Annotated in this window: 19 protein-coding genes; 12 read left to right on the forward strand and 7 right to left on the reverse strand. The window is 68.5% G+C overall.

The features are described from left to right. Nucleotides 1–6: 6 nt before the first annotated feature. On the reverse strand, nt 7–2,091 hold the full coding sequence (locus HMPREF3014_RS29175) for a TonB-dependent receptor (protein ID WP_019371438.1): 2,085 nt from the start codon (nt 2,089–2,091) through the stop codon (nt 7–9). 255 nt (nt 2,092–2,346) lie between these two features. Here HMPREF3014_RS29175 and HMPREF3014_RS29180 point away from each other — a divergent pair, with 255 nt between their 5' ends. Beyond that, the gene (locus HMPREF3014_RS29180) at nt 2,347–3,135 is read left to right on the forward strand and encodes an IclR family transcriptional regulator (RefSeq protein WP_003119004.1); all 789 of its coding nucleotides are present in this window, start codon (nt 2,347–2,349) and stop codon (nt 3,133–3,135) included. 6 nt (nt 3,136–3,141) lie between these two features. Here HMPREF3014_RS29180 and HMPREF3014_RS29185 read toward each other — a convergent pair whose 3' ends face one another. Beyond that, nucleotides 3,142–3,939: an ABC transporter ATP-binding protein gene (locus tag HMPREF3014_RS29185; RefSeq protein ID WP_003093530.1), complete on the reverse strand. Its 798-nt coding sequence runs from the start codon at nt 3,937–3,939 to the stop codon at nt 3,142–3,144. 126 nt (nt 3,940–4,065) lie between these two features. On the opposite strand from HMPREF3014_RS29185, the gene fepB reads away from it, so the two are divergent. The 3 genes from fepB to HMPREF3014_RS29200 are packed head-to-tail and all read left to right on the forward strand — an operon-like array spanning nt 4,066 to nt 7,052. Continuing rightward, nucleotides 4,066–4,971, forward strand: a complete 906-nt coding sequence (gene fepB / locus HMPREF3014_RS29190; protein WP_003093531.1) for a Fe2+-enterobactin ABC transporter substrate-binding protein — start codon at nt 4,066–4,068, stop codon at nt 4,969–4,971. Nucleotides 4,972–5,001: 30 nt separating this feature from the next. Beyond that, nucleotides 5,002–6,024 (forward strand): FecCD family ABC transporter permease, encoded by a 1,023-nt coding sequence (locus tag HMPREF3014_RS29195; protein WP_003118181.1) that lies wholly within the window; start codon nt 5,002–5,004, stop codon nt 6,022–6,024. After that, nucleotides 6,021–7,052, forward strand: coding sequence for a FecCD family ABC transporter permease (locus tag HMPREF3014_RS29200; RefSeq protein WP_023086946.1), 1,032 nt, complete (start codon nt 6,021–6,023; stop codon nt 7,050–7,052). Before HMPREF3014_RS29195 ends, HMPREF3014_RS29200 begins: the two co-directional genes overlap by 4 nt. A gap of 9 nt (nt 7,053–7,061) precedes the next feature. Here HMPREF3014_RS29200 and HMPREF3014_RS29205 read toward each other — a convergent pair whose 3' ends face one another. Next, nucleotides 7,062–7,778 carry an SDR family oxidoreductase gene (locus HMPREF3014_RS29205; protein WP_003101310.1) on the reverse strand — a complete coding sequence of 239 codons (717 nt, stop codon included), beginning with the start codon at nt 7,776–7,778 and terminating at the stop codon, nt 7,062–7,064. A gap of 304 nt (nt 7,779–8,082) precedes the next feature. Here HMPREF3014_RS29205 and HMPREF3014_RS29210 point away from each other — a divergent pair, with 304 nt between their 5' ends. Further along, entirely contained in the window at nt 8,083–9,792 is a 1,710-nt protein-coding gene (locus tag HMPREF3014_RS29210) for an amidase (protein WP_003101313.1), read from the forward strand. A gap of 61 nt (nt 9,793–9,853) precedes the next feature. Further along, the gene (locus HMPREF3014_RS29215) at nt 9,854–10,180 is read left to right on the forward strand and encodes a gamma-glutamylcyclotransferase family protein (RefSeq protein WP_003093540.1); all 327 of its coding nucleotides are present in this window, start codon (nt 9,854–9,856) and stop codon (nt 10,178–10,180) included. Between the two features lie 15 nt (nt 10,181–10,195). On the opposite strand, the gene HMPREF3014_RS29220 is transcribed toward HMPREF3014_RS29215, so the two are convergent. Beyond that, on the reverse strand, nt 10,196–11,686 hold the full coding sequence (locus HMPREF3014_RS29220; protein ID WP_003101316.1) for a MocR-like pyridoxine biosynthesis transcription factor PdxR: 1,491 nt from the start codon (nt 11,684–11,686) through the stop codon (nt 10,196–10,198). Nucleotides 11,687–11,817: 131 nt separating this feature from the next. Here HMPREF3014_RS29220 and HMPREF3014_RS29225 point away from each other — a divergent pair, with 131 nt between their 5' ends. Then, a complete protein-coding gene (locus HMPREF3014_RS29225; RefSeq protein WP_003110534.1) occupies nt 11,818–12,276 on the forward strand; it encodes a GNAT family N-acetyltransferase in 459 nt (152 codons plus the stop codon). Between the two features lie 49 nt (nt 12,277–12,325). Here the strand turns inward: HMPREF3014_RS29225 and dkgB are convergent, their stop codons facing one another. Next, complete coding sequence (dkgB, locus tag HMPREF3014_RS29230; protein WP_070753862.1) at nt 12,326–13,144, reverse strand: 2,5-didehydrogluconate reductase DkgB; 819 nt, start codon at nt 13,142–13,144, stop codon at nt 12,326–12,328. 342 nt (nt 13,145–13,486) lie between these two features. Here dkgB and HMPREF3014_RS29235 point away from each other — a divergent pair, with 342 nt between their 5' ends. After that, nucleotides 13,487–15,895, forward strand: a complete 2,409-nt coding sequence (locus tag HMPREF3014_RS29235; protein ID WP_003093547.1) for a TonB-dependent siderophore receptor — start codon at nt 13,487–13,489, stop codon at nt 15,893–15,895. Nucleotides 15,896–15,959: 64 nt separating this feature from the next. On the opposite strand, the gene HMPREF3014_RS29240 is transcribed toward HMPREF3014_RS29235, so the two are convergent. Then, entirely contained in the window at nt 15,960–16,388 is a 429-nt protein-coding gene (locus tag HMPREF3014_RS29240; RefSeq protein WP_003101327.1) for an Rrf2 family transcriptional regulator, read from the reverse strand. Nucleotides 16,389–16,468: 80 nt separating this feature from the next. On the opposite strand from HMPREF3014_RS29240, the gene HMPREF3014_RS29245 reads away from it, so the two are divergent. The 3 genes from HMPREF3014_RS29245 (at nt 16,469) to xth (ending at nt 18,923) form a co-directional block, all read left to right on the forward strand. Beyond that, nucleotides 16,469–17,401, forward strand: a complete 933-nt coding sequence (locus HMPREF3014_RS29245; RefSeq protein WP_073647879.1) for an NAD(P)/FAD-dependent oxidoreductase — start codon at nt 16,469–16,471, stop codon at nt 17,399–17,401. A gap of 135 nt (nt 17,402–17,536) precedes the next feature. Further along, complete coding sequence (locus HMPREF3014_RS29250) at nt 17,537–18,100, forward strand: type 1 glutamine amidotransferase (RefSeq protein WP_003118177.1); 564 nt, start codon at nt 17,537–17,539, stop codon at nt 18,098–18,100. A gap of 22 nt (nt 18,101–18,122) precedes the next feature. After that, nucleotides 18,123–18,923 (forward strand): exodeoxyribonuclease III, encoded by an 801-nt coding sequence (gene xth, locus HMPREF3014_RS29255; protein WP_003093556.1) that lies wholly within the window; start codon nt 18,123–18,125, stop codon nt 18,921–18,923. Between the two features lie 31 nt (nt 18,924–18,954). On the opposite strand, the gene HMPREF3014_RS29260 is transcribed toward xth, so the two are convergent. Continuing rightward, the gene (locus HMPREF3014_RS29260; RefSeq protein WP_003101334.1) at nt 18,955–19,353 is read right to left on the reverse strand and encodes a RidA family protein; all 399 of its coding nucleotides are present in this window, start codon (nt 19,351–19,353) and stop codon (nt 18,955–18,957) included. Nucleotides 19,354–19,492: 139 nt separating this feature from the next. Here HMPREF3014_RS29260 and HMPREF3014_RS29265 point away from each other — a divergent pair, with 139 nt between their 5' ends. Continuing rightward, nucleotides 19,493–20,416 (forward strand): LysR family transcriptional regulator, encoded by a 924-nt coding sequence (locus HMPREF3014_RS29265; protein WP_003101343.1) that lies wholly within the window; start codon nt 19,493–19,495, stop codon nt 20,414–20,416. Nucleotides 20,417–20,821: the final 405 nt, after the last annotated feature.

Genomic DNA, 20,821 nt, shown 5'->3' on the forward strand with positions numbered 1-20,821 from the left:
GGGCGCCTAGAAGGTGCCCTTGATGCCGATGCCGAGGGTCCGCGGCTGCGTCATGCTCGCCTCGATGCCGCCGATCCCCCGGTTTTCCTGCATGTAGGTGGGCGAGCGGTCGTCGAACACGTTCTTCACGTAGCCATAGAGCTGCACCTGGTCGTTGAAGCGGTAGCTGGCGCGGGCGTCGGTGAGGGTGTAGGCCTTGATCGAGTAGGCCTTGGTGTTGGCGGTGTCCGAGTAGTAGCCGTCCAGGTAGCGCACCTGGGCGTTCAGGTTGAGGCGCTCGGTGAAGTCCCAGCTCGGTCCGAAGCTGAGGGTATAGCCCGGCGAGCGGGCGAACTCGTTGTGCTCGTAGCCGGTATTGCCGGACATCTCGTCGATCCGGGTGCGTAGCACGCCGGCGCTGGCCTTCAGCCGCAGGTCGTCGCGCAGGCGATAGTCGAGGTCCAGCTCCATGCCGTAGGCGTGGGCCTTCTCGGCGTTGATGGTGTACGACTGCGCCACCCCCGGCGAAACCACCACCGGGATGTTGTACTGGGCGTCCTTGAAATCCATGAAGAACAGGTTGCCGTTCAGCAGCAGGCGGCCGTCGAGCAGGCTGGCGCGGGTGAACAGTTCGTAGTTCCAGATGGTTTCTTCCTTGAAGTAGGCCCAGTTGCGGGTGGTCAGGTTGAGCGACACGCCCCCGGGGTTGTAGCCGCGGCTGACCAGGCCGCCGACGGTCCAGTCCGGGGTCGCGGCGAAGGCCAGGGAGACTTTCGGCAGGAAGGCCGAGAAGGTCTTCTGGTAGTCCAGCGGACGCGGCGCCAGCACCGAGTTGCCGCTGCGCTCGATGCGATCCTCCTGGTAGCGCAGGCCGGTGGTCAGGGTCCAGCGGTCGCTCAGGCGGTAGTTCAGCTCGCCGAACACACCGAGGTTCTTCTTCGTGTCGTCGAAGGCCGACAGCCCGCGCAGGTGCAGTGTCTCGTCGGTGCGGGTGCGGGCGTAGTAGACCCCGCCCATGCCACTGATCCGGTCCTCCTGCTCGCCGAAGCTGACCCGCGATTCGTTGGAGGCGTTCTTCTGGCGGATGTCGGCGTCGCCCTCGCCGCCCGCGCCGGTGGTGCGGTGCACCGAGGACAGCGAGTACTGCGCCTGGTTGAACAGGCGGATGCCGTTGTCGAGGTCATAGGCGACGTCGAGGATGCTGGTGTTGGTGTCCTGCTCCCAGCTGGGCATGGTGGTCGAGCGATGGTCGAGCTTGTCGAACGGGCGGGTCGCCGCTTCCTGGGTCGGGCGATTGCTGTCGTTGTGGGAGAAGGTGAACTTGCTCTCCAGGCCCGGAATTCCGCTGGGCAGCCAGAGCAGCTTGGCGCGCGCGTTGAGGGCGCGGAAGTCCTGGTCGGTGCCGCTGTCCTGGAACTTCGGGTTGTCGTAGTCGATGAAGGTGTCGCGACCCGCGTAGTCCACCGCCAGGCGCCCGGCGAAGTCCTGCGCCAGCGGGCCGGACACTGCGATCGAGCTGCGCCGCGAATGGTAGCTGCCGATCTCCGCCTGGTAGGCAGCCTCGGGGCTGAAGGTCGGGTCCTTGGTGTTGACGATGATCGCCCCGGCGATGGCGTTGGCGCCCTGGGAGGTGGTCTGCGGGCCGCGGAACACCTCGATGCTGTCGACGTCCCAGACCGAGGTCGCGCCGAAGAACATCTCGTTGTAGTTCAGGTAGTGGCCATCGAGGTTGATCGTCGCCCGCGGCACTGTGCCGCCCCAGAACACGTTCTGCCCGTTGTTCGGGCCCTGGGTGTCCTGGCCGCGGATGATCGGCGCGCCCACCGAGTCGGTGTAGACCACGTTGGGACTGCCATTGATCACCTCGGCGACCGAGGCATTGCCGGTCTGCTTGCGGTCGATGTCGCGGGCGCTGATGAGCGATACCGAGGACGCCGTGTCCTTCAGCGAGCGTTCACGTTTCTCGCCGGTCACGACCAGCGCCTCGAGGGCGGCGGGTTCGTCCTCGGCGGGCGGGTTTTCCCGGGCCAGTGCCGATGGCGAGGCGAGCAGGGTGGACAGCGTGACGACGCCGATTCCCCGGTTGAGCGTGCGGTGTGTGCGGGCGTTCAAGGATCCTCTCCAAATGGGAATGACTCTCTTTTCCATTCAGGCTATCACGCCACCAGATCATTCCTCAATGGGGAATAGATTCCTCATTGCGAAATATTAAATCTCCTACGCCCGTCCCTTCCGCGGCGCCCCACCGCCCCGGGGAATCGGTATCATGGGCGCCGCCCGCGCCACCGCAGCGCGGACCGAAGCCTATGGATCAACCGTGGTGAGGAGACCGAGCCGTTGAATACTTCGCAGCCCCCGGCGGACGAGATGCCGGACGCCCCGGGCGAAAAGCGCTCCGGCACCATCCAGTCGGTGTCCATCGCCGCGCGCTTCCTGAAGACCCTGGCCAACGCCGAAGGCGAACTGGCCCTCGGCGAAGTGGCCCGGCGCACCGGCACCGGCGGCTCCACCGCGCACCGCTACCTGCAGAGCCTGGTGAAGGAAGGCCTGGCCCGCCAGGACCCGCTCAGCGGTCTCTACGACCTCGGGCCGGCGGCGCTGAGCATCGGCATAGGCGCGCTGAAGCGGATCGACGCGGTGGATATCGCCGCCCGCCACATGAAGGCCCTGGCCCAACGGCATGCCGCCAGCGGCGGGGTGGCGATCTGGACCGAGCGCGGCCCGACCCTGGTGCGCTGGTACCGCAGCGCCTATTTCTCGATCAACCCGCTGGCCCTGGGCGATATCCTGCCCATCGACAATACCGCTTGCGGCCTGGTGTTCCAGGCCTTCCTGCCGAAGGCCGTGGTCGACGCCGCGCGCAAGCAGCAACCGGCGCACTTCCGCGGCAGCCCGCCGAGCCGCGCGCTGCTCGACGAGGTGCGTGAGCGCTGCTGGGCCGAACTGACCAGCCACCTGCTGTCGAATGTCACCGGCCAGGCGGCGCCGGTGTTCGACGCCCAGCAGGAGATCGTCTGCGCCATGACCACGGTGACCGATCTCGGCCAGTTGCAGTCGGCGGAAGACCGCGACGCGCTGTTCCACGAGGCGCTGCAGGTCAACCAGTCCACCGGTGGCCTGGTACTCCACCCCGGCATGCGGCCGCCGCCGCGCTGAGCCACCTCAGCCCGGCGCGTCGGCGGCGATCCCGCGCGGCACCAGCAGCGGCGTGCCGCTGACCGGGTCGGCGATGATCAACGAGCGCAAGCCGAACACCTCCTCCACCAGACGCTCGGTGAAGATATGCGCCGGCGCGCCCTCGGCGAGGATCGCGCCGTCACGCATGGCGATCAGGTGCGAGGCATAGCGGCAGGCCTGGTTGAGGTCGTGCAGCACGGCGACGATGGTGCGCCCCTGGCGATTCAGCTCGGCGAGCAGTTCGAGCAATTCGATCTGGTGGACGATATCCAGGTAGGTGGTCGGCTCGTCGAGCAGCAGCAACGGGGTTTCCTGCGCCAGCACCATGGCGATCCACACGCGTTGCCGCTGGCCGCCGGAGAGCGCATCGAGCGGTCGCTCGGCCAGGCCGTCGACCCGCGTGGCGCGTAACGCCGCCGCTACCGCGCGCTCATCCGCCGGCGACCACTGGCGCAGGAACGACTGGTGCGGATAGCGCCCGCGCGCCACCAGCTCGGCCACCGTGATGCCATCCGGCGCCAGCGCGCTCTGCGGCAGCAGGCCGAGACGCCGCGCCACTTCCCGTCCCGGCAGGCTGTGGATATCCCTGCCGTCCAGCACCACCCGGCCCTCGGCCGGCGCCAACAGGCGCGACAATGCCGCCAGCAGGGTCGACTTGCCGCAGGCGTTGGGCCCGACGATCACACTGAACGAACCCTCGGGGATGGCCAGCGAGAGATTCCGCGAAACGGTCCGCGCGTCGCGGCGCAAGGTCACGGCGTCCGCGTGCAGGCGATGGGTCATGGGAGGTTCCTGGATAAGAATGGCTCGAATATGTGGAATCGATTCTACATTATGGAATAGACTGCATGAGAAGCATTATCATATGAATCCGTCCGCCCGGCTTCCCCTACAGCGAAAACAGCCTTCATGCCGACCCGCCGCCGCTCCGCCCTGCCGTTACTCGCCCTCGCCCTGAGCCTGTTCGCCACCCTCGCCGCGGCCGGGGAGCCGAAGCCGGCGCGGATCGTCTCCACCACCCCGAGCGTCACCGGCATCCTGCTGGCGATGGACGCACCGCTGGTGGCCAGCGCCGCCACCACGCCAAGTCGCCTGACCGACGCCAAGGGCTTCTTCTCGCAATGGGCGAAGGTCGCCGACCAACGTGGCGTCGAGGTGCTCTACCGCAACCTGCGCTTCGACATCGAAGCGGTGATCGCCCAGGATCCGGACCTGCTGGTCGCCTCCGCCACCGGCGCCGACAGCGCCGCGCCATACCGTGCGGAGCTGGAGGCGCAGGGCGTACCGACGCTGGTGGTCGACTACTCGAAACACAGCTGGCAGGAACTGGCTACCGAGCTGGGCCGGCACACCGGCCTGGAACGCCAGGCGCAGGCCGCCATCCAGCGCTTCGACGCCTACACCGCCGAAGTCGCCGCGGCCATCGCGCCGCCGCAGGGCCCGGTCAGCGTGGTCGGCTACAACATCGCCGGCAGCTATTCCATCGGCCGCCAGGCCAGCCCCCAGGCACGCCTGCTCGAGGCCCTCGGCTTCCAGGTGGCGGAACTGCCGGAGGCGCTGGCGGGCAAGGTGACGCGCGCCTCGGACTTCCAGTTCATCTCGCGGGAAAACCTGCCCGCCGCCATCGCCGGCGACAGCGTGTTCCTGCTCGGCGCCAGCGACGACGACGTGCAGGCGTTCCTCGCCGACCCGGTGCTGGCCAACCTGTCGGCGGTCCGCGAAAAGCGCGTGTACGCCCTGGGCCCCAGTTCCTTCCGCATCGACTATTACTCGGGACGGCAGATGATCGACAACGTCGCCCGCCATTTCCGCTGAGCCATGCGCCCGTTCGCCGGAAGTCCGCTCATGCAGGCGTCCCCGATGCGCCGCCGGCGCCTGCGCGCCTGGGGCCTGCTCGCCGGCGCGCTGCTGCTCGCGCTGGCGGCCCTGGCCAGCCTGGCGCTGGGCTCGCGGCCGGTGCCCCTGGCGGTCACCCTGGACGCCCTGCAAGCCGTCGATCCGCACGATGATCGCCACCTGGTGGTACGCGAACTGCGCCTGCCACGCACCCTGGTGGCGCTGCTGGCCGGCGCGGCGCTGGGAGTGGCCGGCGCGCTGATGCAGGCGCTGACGCGCAATCCGCTGGCCGAACCCGGCCTGCTGGGGATCAACGCCGGCGCGGCGCTGGCGGTGATCGTCGGGGTCGCGCTGTTCGACCTGGCGAGCATGGGCCAGTACCTCGGTTGCGCCTTCCTCGGCGCCGGCCTGGCCGGCATCGCCGTATTCCTTCTCGGCCAGGCCCGCGAGACCGGCACCAACCCGGTGCGCCTGGTGCTGGCGGGTGCCGGCTTGTCAGTGATGCTCGCCTCGCTGACCGGGATCATCGTGCTGAACGCCCCGCCGGAAGTCTTCGACCGCTTCCGCCACTGGGCCGCCGGCTCGCTTTCCGGCAGCGGCTTCGCCCTGCTCGGATGGCCGGGCCTGGCCATCGGCGCCGGGCTGGCCGCCGCCTTCGCCCTCGCCGCCAGGCTCAATGCCCTGGCCCTGGGCCAGGAGATCGGCCGGGCGCTCGGCGTCGACCTGCGCCTGACCTGGCTGCTCGCCTGCCTGGCGGTGATGCTGCTGGCCGGCGCGGCGACCGCCCTGGCCGGGCCGATCGCCTTCGTCGGCCTGGTCGCCCCGCACCTCGCGCGACTGCTGGCCGGACCGGACCAGCGCTGGATCCTGCCTTTCTCGGCGCTGATCGCCGCCGGCCTGCTGCTCGGCGCCGACATCCTCGGGCGGCTGCTGGCGGCGCCGGCGGAGATCGCCGCCGGAATCGTCGCTTTGCTGCTCGGCGGACCGGCCTTCATCGTCCTGGTCAGGCGCTTCCGCCTGAGCCGCCTGTGAACGGTCTCCACGCCCTGCGCCTGGGCTCCCTGTCGCTGCGTTGGCGGCCACGGGCGGCGCTGGCCTGCCTGGTCCTCGCGGGGGTCGGACTGGCGCTGGCAGCGGCGCTGCTGGGGACCGGCAGCCTGGCGCTGGGCCCGGCAGAGGTGTTCGCCAGCCTGCTCGGCCAGGGCCAGGACACCACCGCCCAGCGCATCGTCCAGCGCGTACGCCTGCCACGGGTGCTCACCGCCTGCCTGGTCGGCGCCGCGCTGGGCATGGCCGGGGCGATCTTCCAGTCGATCTCGCGCAATCCGCTGGGCTCGCCCGACGTCATCGGTTTCACCACCGGCGCCGCCAGCGGCGCCATCGTGCAGATCATCCTGTTCGATGCCGGCCCGCTGGCCACCTCGCTGGCGGCGCTGGCCGCCGGCCTCTGCACGGCGCTGGCGGTGGTGCTGCTGGCGCGCCGGGGCGCCACCGCCGGCGGCTACCGCCTGGTGCTGGTGGGCATCGGTGTCGGCGCCAGCCTGTCGGGCCTGAACAGCCTGCTGCTGGTCACCGGCAACCTCGACCAGGCGATGTATGCCCAGCTCTGGCTGGCCGGCTCGCTGAACACCCGGACCTGGTCGCACGTCGTCCCGGCAGCGCTGGGCCTGCTCGCCAGCGTGCCGCTGGCGCTGTACCACGGTCGTCGCCTGGAAGTGCTGGAGCTGGGCGATGCCAGCGCCGCCCAGCTCGGCGTGGCGGTGGAGCGCGTGCGCTTGCAGATGGTCCTGGTCGCCGTCGGCATGACCGCCATCGCCACCGCCGCGGCCGGCCCCATCGCCTTCATCGCCCTGGCCGGCCCGCAACTGGCCCGGCGCCTGACCCGCTCGGCCGGGGTGCCGTTGCTGTCCGGCGCATTGATGGGCGCGGTCCTGCTGCTGGCCGCCGACCTGCTCGGCCAGCGCCTGGCATACGTCGCCAACCTGCCGATCGGCCTGATGACCGGCCTGCTCGGCGGTTTCTACCTGCTCTGGCTACTGCTGCGCAGCCGCCGGATCTGAGCCCCGGCCTCAACGACCGCCCAGGCTGCCGCCGCCGTCGACACCGATCACCTGGCCGGTGACGAACGAAGCGCCCTCGCTGAGCAGGAACTCGATCAGCGCGGCCACTTCGTCCGGCCGCCCGAGCCGCTGCATGGGGATGGTCGAGAGAATCCGCCGTTCCTCCTCGCCGCCGACCGGGCGGGTCTGGCGGAACAGCTCGGTCTCGATCGGCCCGGGCGCCACCGCGTTGACCGTGATGCCCAGCGGCGCCAGCTCCAGCGCCCAGGTGCGAGTCACCCCGACCAGCGCGCTCTTCGCCGCGGCGTAGGCGGTGCGTTCGCGGGCGCCGTGGATCGCCCGGCTGCACAGGTTGACGATGCGGCCCGCCGGCGAACGCTTGAGCCCCGGCAGGCAGGCCTGGGCAAGCTGCACGGCGACCCGCACGTTGAGGTCGAAGACCTGTTGCAGAGCGGCCAGGTCGAGGTTCTCCAGGCTTTGCGGCAAGGCGATCCCGGCGTTGTTGACCAAGGCATCCACGGCGCTTTCCGAGAGCAATCCGCGCAGCGTCTCGGCGGTTTGCGCAGGATCGGCCAGGTCGCAGCACAGCAGACGTCCAGGAAAGTCGTCGCTCGCATGGCGGGCGATGCCCACTACACTCCAGCCGGAGGCCGCCAAGCGCCTGGCCAGGGCCAGGCCGATGCCACGGGTGGCGCCGGTGACCAGCGCGGTACGATGATTCGTCATGACGATTCCCCTGTGTGAAATGGTCCCCCCGACGCCGCACCTTACGCCTCGCCGGCGGCCGGCGACAGCCCGCGGACTTTCTCCGACGCCGCGCTTCGGCGGCAACCCCAGACACTGGCCAGGACCTGCGAGGCCGTTGCCGCGCCCCGCCAGGGAAGCCGCGAGCGCCGGCCAGGATGTACACTGCATCCCCTGTATCGACCCGGCCGCCTCGCGGCCCCCGTCGCAGCAAGCAGAGAACAAGAGGAACGATGATGAGCGTCGCTAACGGTCTCCCCGTCTCCATTCGCCAGGCGGTGACAGCATGATCGAGGTCACCGAGGTTTCCATCGCCGAGCTGCGTGACGCGCTCGAGTCCGGTCGTACCACGGCGGTCGAACTGGTCCAGGCCTACCTGGCGCGGATCGACGCCTACGATGCACCCGGCACGCCCACCGCGCTGAACGCGGTGGTGGTGCGCAATCCCGATGCGCTGGCCGAAGCGCAGGCCTCCGACGCCCGACGGGCGCGTGGCGAGCCCCTCGGTCCGCTGGACGGCATTCCCTACACCGCCAAGGACAGCTACCTGGTCAAGGGCCTCACCGCGGCTTCCGGCAGCCCGGCGTTCAAGGACCTGGTGGCCCAGCGCGATGCCTTCACCGTCGAGCGCCTGCGCGCCGCCGGGGCGATCTGCCTGGGCAAGACCAACATGCCGCCCATGGCCAACGGCGGCATGCAGCGCGGCGTCTACGGCCGCGCGGAGAGCCCGTACAATGCCGCCTACCTCACCGCGCCCTTCGCCTCGGGGTCCTCCAATGGCGCCGGCACCGCCACCGCGGCCAGCTTCGCCGCCTTCGGCCTGGCCGAGGAAACCTGGTCGAGCGGGCGCGGCCCGGCGTCGAACAACGGCCTGTGCGCCTACACCCCTTCGCGCGGGGTGATCTCGGTGCGCGGCAACTGGCCGCTGACGCCGACCATGGACGTGGTGGTGCCCTATGCGCGGAGCATGGCCGACCTGCTGGAAATCCTCGACGTAGTGGTCGCCGACGATCCCGATACCCGCGGCGACCTCTGGCGCATGCAGCCCTGGGTGCCGATCCCCAAGGCCTCCGAGGTACGCCCGGCGAGCTACCCGGCCCTGGCCGCAGGCGCCGAGGCCCTGGCCGGCAAGCGCTTCGGCGTGCCGCGCATGTTCATCAACGCCGACCCCGATGCGGGCACCAGCGAGTCCCCCGGGATCGGCGGCCCGACCGGCCAGCGCATCCATACCCGGCCCTCGGTCATCGCCCTCTGGGAACAGGCGCGCAAGGCCCTGGAAGCCGCCGGCGCCGAAGTGATCGAGGTGGACTTCCCGCTGGTGTCGAACTGCGAAGGCGACCGACCCGGCGCGCCCACCGTGTTCAACCGCGGCCTGGTGTCGAAGGAATTCCTCCACGACGAGCTGTGGGAACTCTCGGCCTGGGGCTTCGACGACTTCCTGCGCGCCAATGGCGATCCGAAGCTGAACCGCCTGGCGGATGTCGACGGCCCGCAGATCTTCCCCCACGACCCCGGCACCCTGCCCAACCGCGAGGGCGACCTGGCCGCCGGCATGGACGAATACGTGCGGATGGCCGAGCGCGGCATCAAGCCCTGGGACCGGATCGCGACCCTCCCCGATGGCCTGCGCGGCCTCGAGGAAACCCGGCGGATCGACCTCGAGGAGTGGATGCGACGCCTGCGCCTGGACGCCGTGCTCTTCCCCACCGTCGCCGACGTCGGCCCGGCGGACGCCGACGTCAACCCGGCCTCGGCCGACATCGCCTGGAGCAACGGTGTCTGGGTCGCCAACGGCAACCTCGCCATCCGCCACCTCGGCGTGCCGACGGTCACCGTACCGATGGGGGTGATGGCCGACATCGGCATGCCGGTGGGCCTGACCTTCGCCGGCCGCGCCTACGACGACTCGGCGCTGCTGCGCTTCGCCGCGGCCTTCGAGTCGACCGGCTCGCGGCGTATCGTGCCGCCGCGTACTCCACCGCTGGCAAGCAAGTGAAAGGCGCGGGCGGAAGGCTTCGCGTCTTGCGCCCACGCTCTTCCGTTCAAGGGAGTTATCGATGCAGCGACTCTTCGTCTACGGCAGCCTCGGCCCCGGCCGTCCCAACGAACACCTGATGCAGAAGATCGGCGGGCAATGGCAGGCGGCCAGCCTCCGCGGTCGCCTGCTGGAAAAGGGCTGGGGTGCCGGGATGGGCTTTCCGGGCCTGGCGATCGACGCCGACGGCGAGGAAATCCACGGCCATGTGTTCGTCTCCGACCGCCTCGCCGAGCACTGGCCCGCGCTGGATGAATTCGAAGGCACCGAATACCGGCGCGTGGCGACCCGGGTAACGCTGGCCGACGGCGCCCAGGTCGATGCCTACGTCTACGCCCTGCGCGACTGAGCGCTTGCCGGCGGCCTAGGGATTCGCACGCAAACCGCGCAGGGTCTTCGCGAGGACCCCGACCGCCGCCTCCAGCTCGTCCGTGGTGTAGGCGGCGAAGCCCATCAGGAAACCCGCTCGCGGTGGCGCGGCGAGATGCAGGGCGCTGAGCCCGACCAGCTCGACACCGGCGCGGTATGCCGCCGCGATGGCGCGCGTTTCGTCGATTCCCGCGCAAAGCAGCCCGGGCATCTGTAGCCCGCCGGCCGGTACGCGCGGCTCGACCAGGCCGCCCAGACGCTTGCCCACCCGCTCCGCGAGGAATCCCAGGCGCTCGCCGTACAGATTGCGCATGCCGCGCACATAGGCGCCGAAATGGCCGCCGGCGATGAAGCGCGCCAGGGTCAGTTGCGCCAGCGAGGCGTTGTGCCCGTCCTGCAGGGAGCGGGCGACGGTCATCGGCGCCACCAGCGCCGGCGGCAGGACCATGTAGCCGATGCGCAGGCCGGGAAACAGCGACTTGGTGAACGTGCCGATGTAGAGCGTCCGCTCGTGGGCGTCCAGGCCTTGCACGCAGGCGGTGGGCCGGCCGGCGTAGTGGAACTCGCTGTCGTAGTCGTCCTCGATGATCCATGCCTGCTGCCGCTGCGCCCATTCGATCAGCGCCAGGCGGCGCTCCAGCGACAGGGTCACGCCGGTCGGGTAATGGTGCGACGGGGTCAGGCACAGCGCCCGCGCTGCCTGCGGCTGGGCGAGGATCGGCTCGGGCCGCAGGCCCTGTTCGTCGACCGGGACCGGCAGGCACTCCAGGCCGGCGGCCTCGAAGGCCTTGCGCGCGCCGTAGTAGGCCGGGTCCTCGACGAATATCCGCTCGCCGGCGTCGAGCAGCACGCTGGCGCAAAGCCCCAGCGCCTGTTGCGAACTGGTCAACACCAGTACCCGGTCGGCCGTGGCCCGTGCGCCACGCTCCAGGTTGACGTAGTCGGCGATCGCCTGGCGCAGCGGCTCGGCGCCCTGCGGGTCGCCGTGGGTCAGGGCGCGCGCGCCGTATTCCTTGAGGACCTGGCGCTGCAGGCGCTCCCAGGTCGCCAGGGGAAAGGTGCGGGTCTCCGGCACGCCGGGAGCGAAGGGGCGCGGGACGAGCTGCTCGCGAACCCCGCCGCCAGCCTGCATCGCCTCGCCACGCCGGCTCAGTCGCGGCGCGCCGCCGCCCCGTCGTGGAGCGCCCGCGCCGCGCCGGCCGGGGGACAGCCGGGTAGCCGCGGCGACCACGCTGCCGCTGCCGACCCGACGCTCGATGAAGCCCTCGGCATGCAGGTGCGAATAGGCCGCTTCGACGGTGTCGCGGGATACCCCCAACGACTGCGCCAGCGCCCGCGAGGCCGGCAACGGATTGCCCGGCGCCAGGGCACCGTCGAGGATCAGTTGGCGGATCGCGCGCTGGATTCGCGCATGCAGCGGCAGGGCCTGGAGCTGTGGATGGAGGAGTCGCGCCTTGACCGATTCGAGCAGTGATTGCCTGAACAAATGGTCTGCCCTCGATCATCTAATTGGTGGGATATGGCAAGCCATTAGGCAGCTATAAAAACACCCGGGTCAAGACCCTCGGTCCCGGCCTACGCCGGATCGCCCCATCAAGCCAAAGAAGGAAGCACTGGATGCAATCCCTGCACACACTGGTATCGGTACGCCCCGTGGCACACGAGGACTTCGAGCAGTGGCTCGAACACTGGAAGGCCTACCAGGCGTTCTATGAAGTCGAACTCTCGGCACAGACCACCGAGGCCACCTGGCGGCGCTTCTTCGACGAGGGCGAACCGATGCACTGCGCCGTGGCCAGCGACGGTCGCCGCCTGCATGGCATCGTCAACTTCCTCTACCACCGCTCGACCTGGGCGGCACAGGACGTCTGCTACCTGGAAGACCTCTATGTCTCGCCCGACGTGCGCGGCCAGCAGATCGGCAAGCAGTTGATCGAGTACGTCCGCCGGCAGGCCGAGGAACGTCGCTGCGCGCGGCTCTACTGGCATACCCAGGAAAGCAACCACAGGGCGCAGCGCCTGTACGACTGGGTGGCGGACAAGCCGGGCGTGATCGAATACCGCATCGAGCTCTGAACCGACCGCGCGACCGGAGCCTCGGCGCGGCGGACCCTCGACGCGGTTCTCAGTCCCAGGCCGGCGCCAGGCCCTGCGGACTGACCTCGCGGCCGTTACGCTCGAGGCCGGCGATGCGCGCCATGTCCTCGGCGTCCAGGCGCAGGTCGCGCGCCAGCAGGTTGCTGGCGAGGTTCTCGCGGCGGGTCGAGGACGGAATCACCGCGTAGCCCAGTTGCATCGCCCAGGCCAGCGCCACCTGGGCGACCGTGGCCCGGTGCCTGGCGGCTATCCCGGCCAGCGTCGGGTCCTTCAGCACCTTGCCGTAGGCCAGGGTCATGTACGAGGTGACCGCGATGCCCTGCTCCTCGAGGTAGGCGGTCAGCGCGCGGTTCTGCAAGTAAGGGCTGAGTTCGATCTGGTTGGTGGATATCTCGCCCGCACCGACCGCGGCGATGGCCTGGCGGGTCAGTTCGATGTTGAAGTTGGAGACGCCGATCCGCCGGGTCAGGCCCAGGGACTTGGCTTCCGCCAGCGCCGCCATGTACTCCGCCAGCTCGACGCCGTTGCCGGGTGCCGGCCAATGGATCAGGACCAGGTCCAACCGGTCGGTGCGCAGTTTCTCCAGACTCTCGCGCAGGCTGGCGAGCAGCTTTTCGCAGGCGTAGTTGTCGACCCAGACCTTGGTGGTGAGGAACAGCTCGGAACGCGGTACGCCGCTCTCGGCGATCGCGCGGCCGATATCCGCCTCGTTGCCGTAGATCTGCGCGGTATCGATGGCGCGATAACCCAGCTCGAGGGCGCTGCGCACCGAGTCGACGACGACCTGGCCGGTGAGGCGGAAGGTGCCGAGACCGAAGGACGGGAGGGGGTGGGTGGTGGAAGACATGGCTGCGCTCCGTGGGCGGGATGACTCGAAGGAAGCGCAGTGTGGCGGCTTACATCTCTTCGATTAAGGCCCGAATCGAGCAAATTCATTTGCGTTGGAATCACGAATCCAGGCGGCCTTCACGGGAGGTATCCAGCGGAAATTCCCGCCAGCCGCTGGCAGAACGCAGTTCATCGGATTCCCGCGAATACTACTGATAACGATAATCTATATCATTTACTCCATTTTTACATTTACATACACTTGCCCCGCCGCGAATTCCTACGCCGGTTTCCCACATAAACAAGAAACGCAGCCGGTCGCGCCAACGGCCTGCCTGCGCCGCCATCCAGGACACTGCAGATGAAACACGTCGTTTCCAGTGCGTTATTGCTCGGTCTCTCCTCGCTTTCCCTGGCCGCCCAGGCCGCTCCCATCGCCCTTGACCTTCCCGCCCAGCCCCTGGCCGCATCCCTCGAGCAATTGCAGGGCGCCAGCGGCCTGCGCATCCGTTTCGACCGCGCGGCCGTGGCCGACCGGCGCGCACCGGCCCTACGCGGCACGCTGGAGCCAAGCGAGGCACTGCAGCGTCTGCTCGCAGGTTCCGGACTGAGCGGGGAGGTACGGGGCGGCGACGCCTGGGTCGAGGCCGCGGCGACAGGTGCCGGCATCGCCCCCGGCGACAGCGTCGACCTCGGCGCGCTCAGCGTGGTCGCCACCCAGGACCCGGCCACCGCCGCCATCACCGAAGACAGCGGCTCCTACACCACGCGGGCGATGCGCACCTCGACCAAGCTGGCGATGTCGATCCGCGAGACCCCTCAGTCGGTCAGCGTGGTCACCCGCCAGCGCATGGACGACCAGGGCATGCGCGACCTCAACGACGCGGTGAAGGGCGTCACCGGCCTCACCGTGCAACAGTACGGGCCGGCCCGGGTGAAGTACGCGGCGCGCGGCTTCGACGTCGACAACATCATGTACGACGGCCTGCCGACGAGCATTTCCACCTATACCCAGGACGTCATTTCCGCCGCCGACCTGGCCATGTTCGACCGCGTCGAAGTGGTGCGCGGCGCCACCGGACTGATGCAGGGCGCAGGCAACCCGGCGGCGGCGATCAACATGGTGCGCAAGCGTCCGACCCAGGACTTCCGCGCCTCCCTGCAAGGCAGCGTCGGCACCTGGGACCGCTATCGCAGCGAGGCCGACGTTTCCGGCCCGCTGAACAGCGAAGGAACCCTGCGCGGCCGCGCGGTGGTCGCCTACCAGAAAGGCAACAGTTTCCAGGACCACGTCAGCAGCGAACGCGGCGTGTTCTACGGGATCGCCGAAGCCGACCTGAGCCCGGACACCACCTTCGCCATCGGCGCCTCGAACCAGAACGACAACCGCAACGACAACTGGGTAGGCCTGCCCAGCCCGCTGGGCGGCCGCCACCTGGACCTCAAGCGCTCGTCCTATTACGGCGCCGACTGGTCCTACTGGGATACCGACACCACCCACCTGTTCAGCGACCTGACCCACCGCTTCGCCAACGGTTGGCAGATGAAGCTGGCCGCCGACAAGCTGTGGGCGCGAATCAACATGCTCGGGCTGTACAACGACTGCTACTACTCGACCACCGGCTGCGCCAGCATGACCCAGAACCCCGGCGACTACAGCTACACCGACGACCACGACAGCTATGACGCCTATGCCAACGGTCCCTTCCAGTTGCTCGGCCGCGAGCACGAGCTGGTGGTCGGCGCCAGCTATCGCCAGGAACGCTTCGACGGCCACGGCGGCTGGGGCAGCCTGTTCAACAAGGACGGCACCCCCACCGGGCCGATGGACCCGACCCAGTGGGACCCGAGCTCGACTCTCAAGCCGAGGCTGAACACCAGCCTGTGGGGCATGAAACTCGACCAGGAACAGAAAGGCGCCTACCTCACCACCCGGTTGAACCTCGCCGACCCGCTGAAAGTGATCCTCGGCGGGCGCCTGGACTGGTACAAGGCCGACGCCGATACCGACAGCTACAAGGTCACCCGCAACGTCACCCGCTATGCCGGGGTGATCTACGACCTGAACCAGACCTACTCGGTCTACGCCAGCTATACCGACATCTTCAAGCCGCAGAGCAACTTCGACGCCGGCGGCGGCCTGCTCGACCCGATCACCGGCAAGAACTACGAGATCGGCCTGAAGGGCGAACACTTCGGCGGCGCGCTCAATTCGCAGATCGCGCTGTTCCAGATCGACCAGGAAAACCGCGCCACCGAGGACGTCGGCGGCCCCTCGCCATGCCCCTTCAGCCCCACCTCGCGCTATTGCTCGCGCGCTTCGGGCAAGGTCCGCAGCCAGGGCGTCGACCTGGAGCTGAGCGGTGCGCTGAGCGACGACTGGCAGATGATGGCCGGCTATACCTACGTCGACGCCAAGTACAAGCACGACAGCAACAAGGCCAACGAGGGCAAGCCATTCGACGCGGCCAAGCCACGCCACCTGTTCAAGCTCGCCACCAGCTATACGCTACCCGGCGAACTGCACAAATGGCGCGTCGGCGGCGACCTGGCCACCCAGAGCAAGACCGAGGACAGCAGCACCGGTTTCCAGCAGGGCGGCTACACCGTGGTCAACGCCATGCTCGGCTACAAGGTCAACGAACGGATCGACACGCGGCTGAACTTCAACAACCTGTTCGACAAGTACTATTACAGCGGCATCGACTTCGGCAACCTCAACTACGGCGAGCCGCGCAACCTGATGTTCACGGTGAAGTACTCGCTCTGATCCCGGACCGCCGGCGTGCCTCCGCAGGCGCGGCGGCGGTGTCCGAACGGCCCTTCGAGGCGCCTCAGCAGGGCCGATAGCGGCGCTCGAACTCGCTCGCCAACTGCTCCAGCGTGACGCTCCCCAGGCGCTCCAGGAGCAACGCCTGCGCCGCCTCGAACGCCTCGCCGAGCGCTTCGTTGACCGCCTGCTCGACCAGGCATTCCGGATGATCGGTAGACAGGCCGATGGCGAAGATCGAGGACGCTCCCAGCGCCTGGTGGATATCCAGCAAGGTGATGTCCGCCAACGGCTTGGCCAGCCGCCAACCGCCGCGATGGCCCTTCTCCGAACTCACGTAGCCTTCGTTCTTCAGCAGCGCCATGGTCCGTCGCACCACCACCGGGTTGGTGCCGAGCATCTGCGCGATGGCTTCGGACGTCGCCGGCCCTTCGTGGCGGGCCATATGGATCAGCACATGGAGCATGCGCGAGAGGCGGGTGTCGTTTCTCATGAACGGCGGGCTCGTGACGGAAAGACCATGAGTATGTCTCGCTACAGAAAAAGTTACGAGAGCGTTGACAAGCGCATCTCATGAAACTTACGTTGTTTCGTGACTATCCGAATGGGAGATACGCCATGACTTTCGACGTGATCATCGTGGGTGGCAGCTACGCCGGCATCTCCGCGGGCATGCAACTGGCGCGGGCGCGGCGCAGGGTGCTGGTGATGGATACGGGACTGCGACGCAACCGCTTCGCCCGGGCCTCCCACGGCTTTCTCGGCCAGGACGGCCGCGATCCGGCGGCCATCGCCGATGACGCCCGCGCGCAGTTGCTGGCCTATCCCAGCGTCGAGTGGCTGTCCGAAGCCGCCGTCGCGGCGAAGAAGGAGGCGGACGGTTTCGTGGTGAAGGCCGCCAACGGAGAACGCTTCACCGCGCGCCGGCTGATCCTCGCCAGCGGGGTCGCCGACGAGCTGCCGGAAATCCCCGGTCTTGCCGAGCGCTGGGGACGGCACGTGTTCCATTGCCCGTATTGCCACGGCTACGAACTGGACGGCGGGACGATTGGCGTACTGGCGGCCTCACCGCTGGCCATCCACCACGCCCTGATGTTGCCCGACTGGGGAGCGACCACCTTTTTCCTCAACGGCGTCTTCGAACCGGATGCCGAGCAAATGTCCAGGCTGGACCGGCGCGGCGTGACGATCGAGCGCGAAGCCGTGGTCGCGCTGGGCGGCGCGCGCGCCGACGTGAACCTGGCCAGTGGCCGCACGATTACGCTCGCGGGGTTGTTCACCCAGCCGCGTACGCGCATGGCCAGCCCGCTGGCGGCGTTGCTCGGCTGCGAGTTCGAGGACGGCCCGAGCGGGCCGTTCATCAGGACCGACGGCATGCGCGAAACCAGCGTTCCCGGCGTCTTCGCCTGCGGCGACGCGGCGCTGGCGGCCGGCAACGTCGCCATCGCGGTGGGCGACGGCGCGCGCACCGGTGGCGCGGCGCATCATTCGCTGCTGTTCCGCTGACGCCGGAGGCTGACAGGCCAAGGATCCGGCCCACCGCCCGGCAAATCTTTCGAACTCCCCGGCGCTCCAGCTTTCCACTCTCCTGCATGTCACGCCACGGCGCCCGCCACGGGCGCCCCAGCAGAGGAGAAAACCATGAGCGCGAAGCTGCAAGGCAAGAACGTCCTGGTCATCACCGCCAACACCGGCATCGAGCGCGACGAGCTGCTCGAACCGCTGAAGACCCTGAAGCAACAGGGCGCCACGGTCACCCACGCGACCATCGAGGGCGGCGAAGCGCAGACCTGGGTGCACGACAGCGAGAAGGACCTGATCGTCAATTCCGACGCCAGGCTGCAAGGCCTGCGCGCCGAGGACTACGACTTGCTGCTGGTCCCCGGCGGCACGGTGAATGCCGACACCCTGCGCCAGGACAGCGAGGCCCGGCGCCTGGTCAGGGAATTCAGCGACGCAGGCAAGACGGTCGCCGCCATCTGCCACGGCCCCTGGCTGCTGATCGACGCCGGTGTCGCCCGCGGCAAGACCCTGACCTCCTATTCCAGCGTGCGTATCGACCTGACCAACGCCGGCGCGGACTGGGTCGACACGCGGGTGAAAGTCTGCCCGGCGAACGGCTGGACCCTGATCACCTCGCGCAACCCGGGTGACTTGCAGGCGTTCAACGAAGCCATCGGCGAAGCCCTGCAGGCGGCCGCCTGATCGTCATTCGCGGAGGCGACCGGTGGACACCCTGAAGATCGCCACCTTCAACGTCAACGGCATCCAGACCCGGCTGGCCGCGCTGCTGGCCTGGCTGGAGCGGGAAGCGCCGGACATCGTCTGCCTGCAGGAACTGAAGACGCCCGACGCGCGCTTCCCCGCCGCGGCGCTGGAGAAGGCCGGATACGGCGCGATCTGGCAGGGCCAGTCGGCGTGGAACGGCGTCGCCATCCTCGCCCGCGACAGCCAGCCGCTGGAGGTACGCCGCGGCCTGCCGGGCAACGCCAGCGATCCCCACAGCCGCTACCTCGAAGCGGCCGTCGACGGCCTGCTGGTGGCCAGCCTGTACCTGCCCAATGGCAATCCCCAGCCGGGACCGAAGTTCGACTACAAGCTGGCCTGGTTCGAGCACCTCATCCGACACGCCGCCGAGCTGATGGAGAGCGGCCATCCGGTGGTGCTGGCCGGCGACTTCAACGTGGTGCCCAGCGACTTCGATATCTACGACACCCGCTCCTGGAAAAAGGACGCCCTGCTCCAGCCGGAGTCCCGCGAGTGCTTCGAGCGCCTCCTGCGGCAGGGCTGGGTGGACGCGCTACGCCAGCGTTTCCCCGACCGGCGCATCTATACCTTCTGGGACTACTTCCGCCAGCACTGGCAACGCGACGCCGGGCTGCGCATCGACCACCTGCTGCTCAGCGCCAGCCTGGCGGACCACCTGGAAGACGCCGGGGTGGATCGCTGGGTGCGCGGCGAGGAGCACGCCAGCGACCACGCGCCGGCCTGGGTAAGCCTGCGGCGTCCCTCAGAGCCCCGGCGCTAGCCGAGCTGGCCCCGGCACTGCGCATCGGCTCTCACCGCCCCTCCGGCAACCTCGCCACCACCTTGATCTCGAAGCTGAAGCCATACAGCCAGTTCACCCCCACCGCCGTCAGCGTGGGGTACGGCGCCTCGCCCCAGTACTCCGGGACGATCTTCCAGATGCGCTCGAAGTTGGCCTCGGCGTCGACCATGAACACGGTGACGTCGAGCACATCGTCGAACCCGCAACCGGCCGCGGCGAGCACCGCATTCAGATTGTCGAAGGCGCGGCGGACCTGGGTCTCCAGCTCGGGTTCGGGAGAGCCGTCGTCGCGGCTGCCGACCTGGCCGGAGACGAACAGCAGGCCGTCGCTGCGGACCGCCGGGGAATAGCGGTTGCGCTCGTAGAGGGCCTGGCGGCCGGCGGGGAAAACCACGTCGCGTACAGTCATGCGATACCTCCATCCTGGGGCTCCGGCCCCGTCATCGTCGATGGAAGAACGGTAAGGTCGTGCGCGCCGTGGATAAACGCGCAACCCTGGCCATGACTGTTTGTAGAATCCAAACAATCCCCGACGACCCGGAGTCCCGATGGACCGTTTCGATGCGATGCAGGCCTTTGCCCGTGTGGTGGATACCGGCAGCTTCACCAAGGCGGCGGAGACGCTGCACATGAGCCGCACCAGCGTCACCCAGTTGGTCCAGCAACTGGAAGCGCGGCTGCGGGTACGCCTGCTCAACCGCACCACGCGCAAGCTCAACCTGACCGCCGACGGCGCCGCCTACTACGAGCGGGTGGTACGTCTGCTGGCGGAACTGGACGATGCCGAGACCAGCCTCTCCAGCGCCGCCCTGGCGCCCCGCGGGCGTCTCCGGATCGACGTACCGAGCCCGCTGGCGCGGCTGCTGCTGATCCCGGCGTTGCCCGAGTTCCATGCGCGCTATCCGGAGATCCAGATCGACCTGGGCGTGAGCGATCGGCTCGTCGACCTGATCGACGAGAACGTCGATTGCGTCATCCGCGGCGGCGAACTGCGCGACCAGTCGCTGATGGCGCGGCGGGTCGGCGACCTGCAACTGGGGGTCTACGCGGCACCGGCCTACTTGCAGCGCGCCGGCGTGCCGAGCCACCCGCGCGAACTGGAGGACAGCCACCAGCGTATCGTCGGCTTCCTCTGGGCGCGCACCGGCAAGGCCCTGCCCTACGCCATGCGCAGGGGCGAGGAATGCCTGCGGGTGGCGGGCCGTCATGTGCTGGCGGTGGACGACGGCAACGCCTACCTGGCGGCCGGGCTGGCCGGCCTGGGCATCCTCTGGCTGCCGCACTACATGGCGCGCGAGCCCCTCGCCCGCGGCGAGCTGCTGCCGCTGTTCGAGGACTGGAGCCTGGAGCCGATGCCGCTGTACCTGGCGTTCCCGCCGAACCGCCACGTCAGCGGCAAGCTGCGGGTGTTCATCGAGTGGGTCGCCGAACTGATCGCGCGGCATGCGCCGCCGTTGCATCCGCCGCTCTGAAACAAGGGCGGCGGCGTATCCTGGAAAACCCTGGAGTAATGGTAAGCGGCCAGGGCTCTATATATGCCCCGCGATTATAGAGATGACTTATACGACCATAAGCCGGATATCCTGGAATTCAACCAAGCCAACATCGGAACGGTTTCCGAGCGGTGAATGGAAGATTCACCCAGCCTTATATTCGGCAGTGGTCAAACCGGATAACTTGAAAATCAGGATTTCGTTAACCCGATCACATCGACAGCTGCACCAGTAAAGCACTCATGCACTACATCCTGCACCTCTCTGAAGCAAACCGAAGGCTCTGCAGAGCCACTCCAGACCAAACTTTAGTTGGTAGAGAGAGCAATCCAACATCAATGGCAAGTGAAGGAAATAGCTATCTATTCTGCTATCCACAAACGC

The sequence above is a fragment of the Pseudomonas sp. HMSC065H01 genome (genome assembly GCF_001815235.1).
Classification (GTDB): Bacteria; Pseudomonadota; Gammaproteobacteria; order Pseudomonadales; family Pseudomonadaceae; genus Pseudomonas; species Pseudomonas aeruginosa.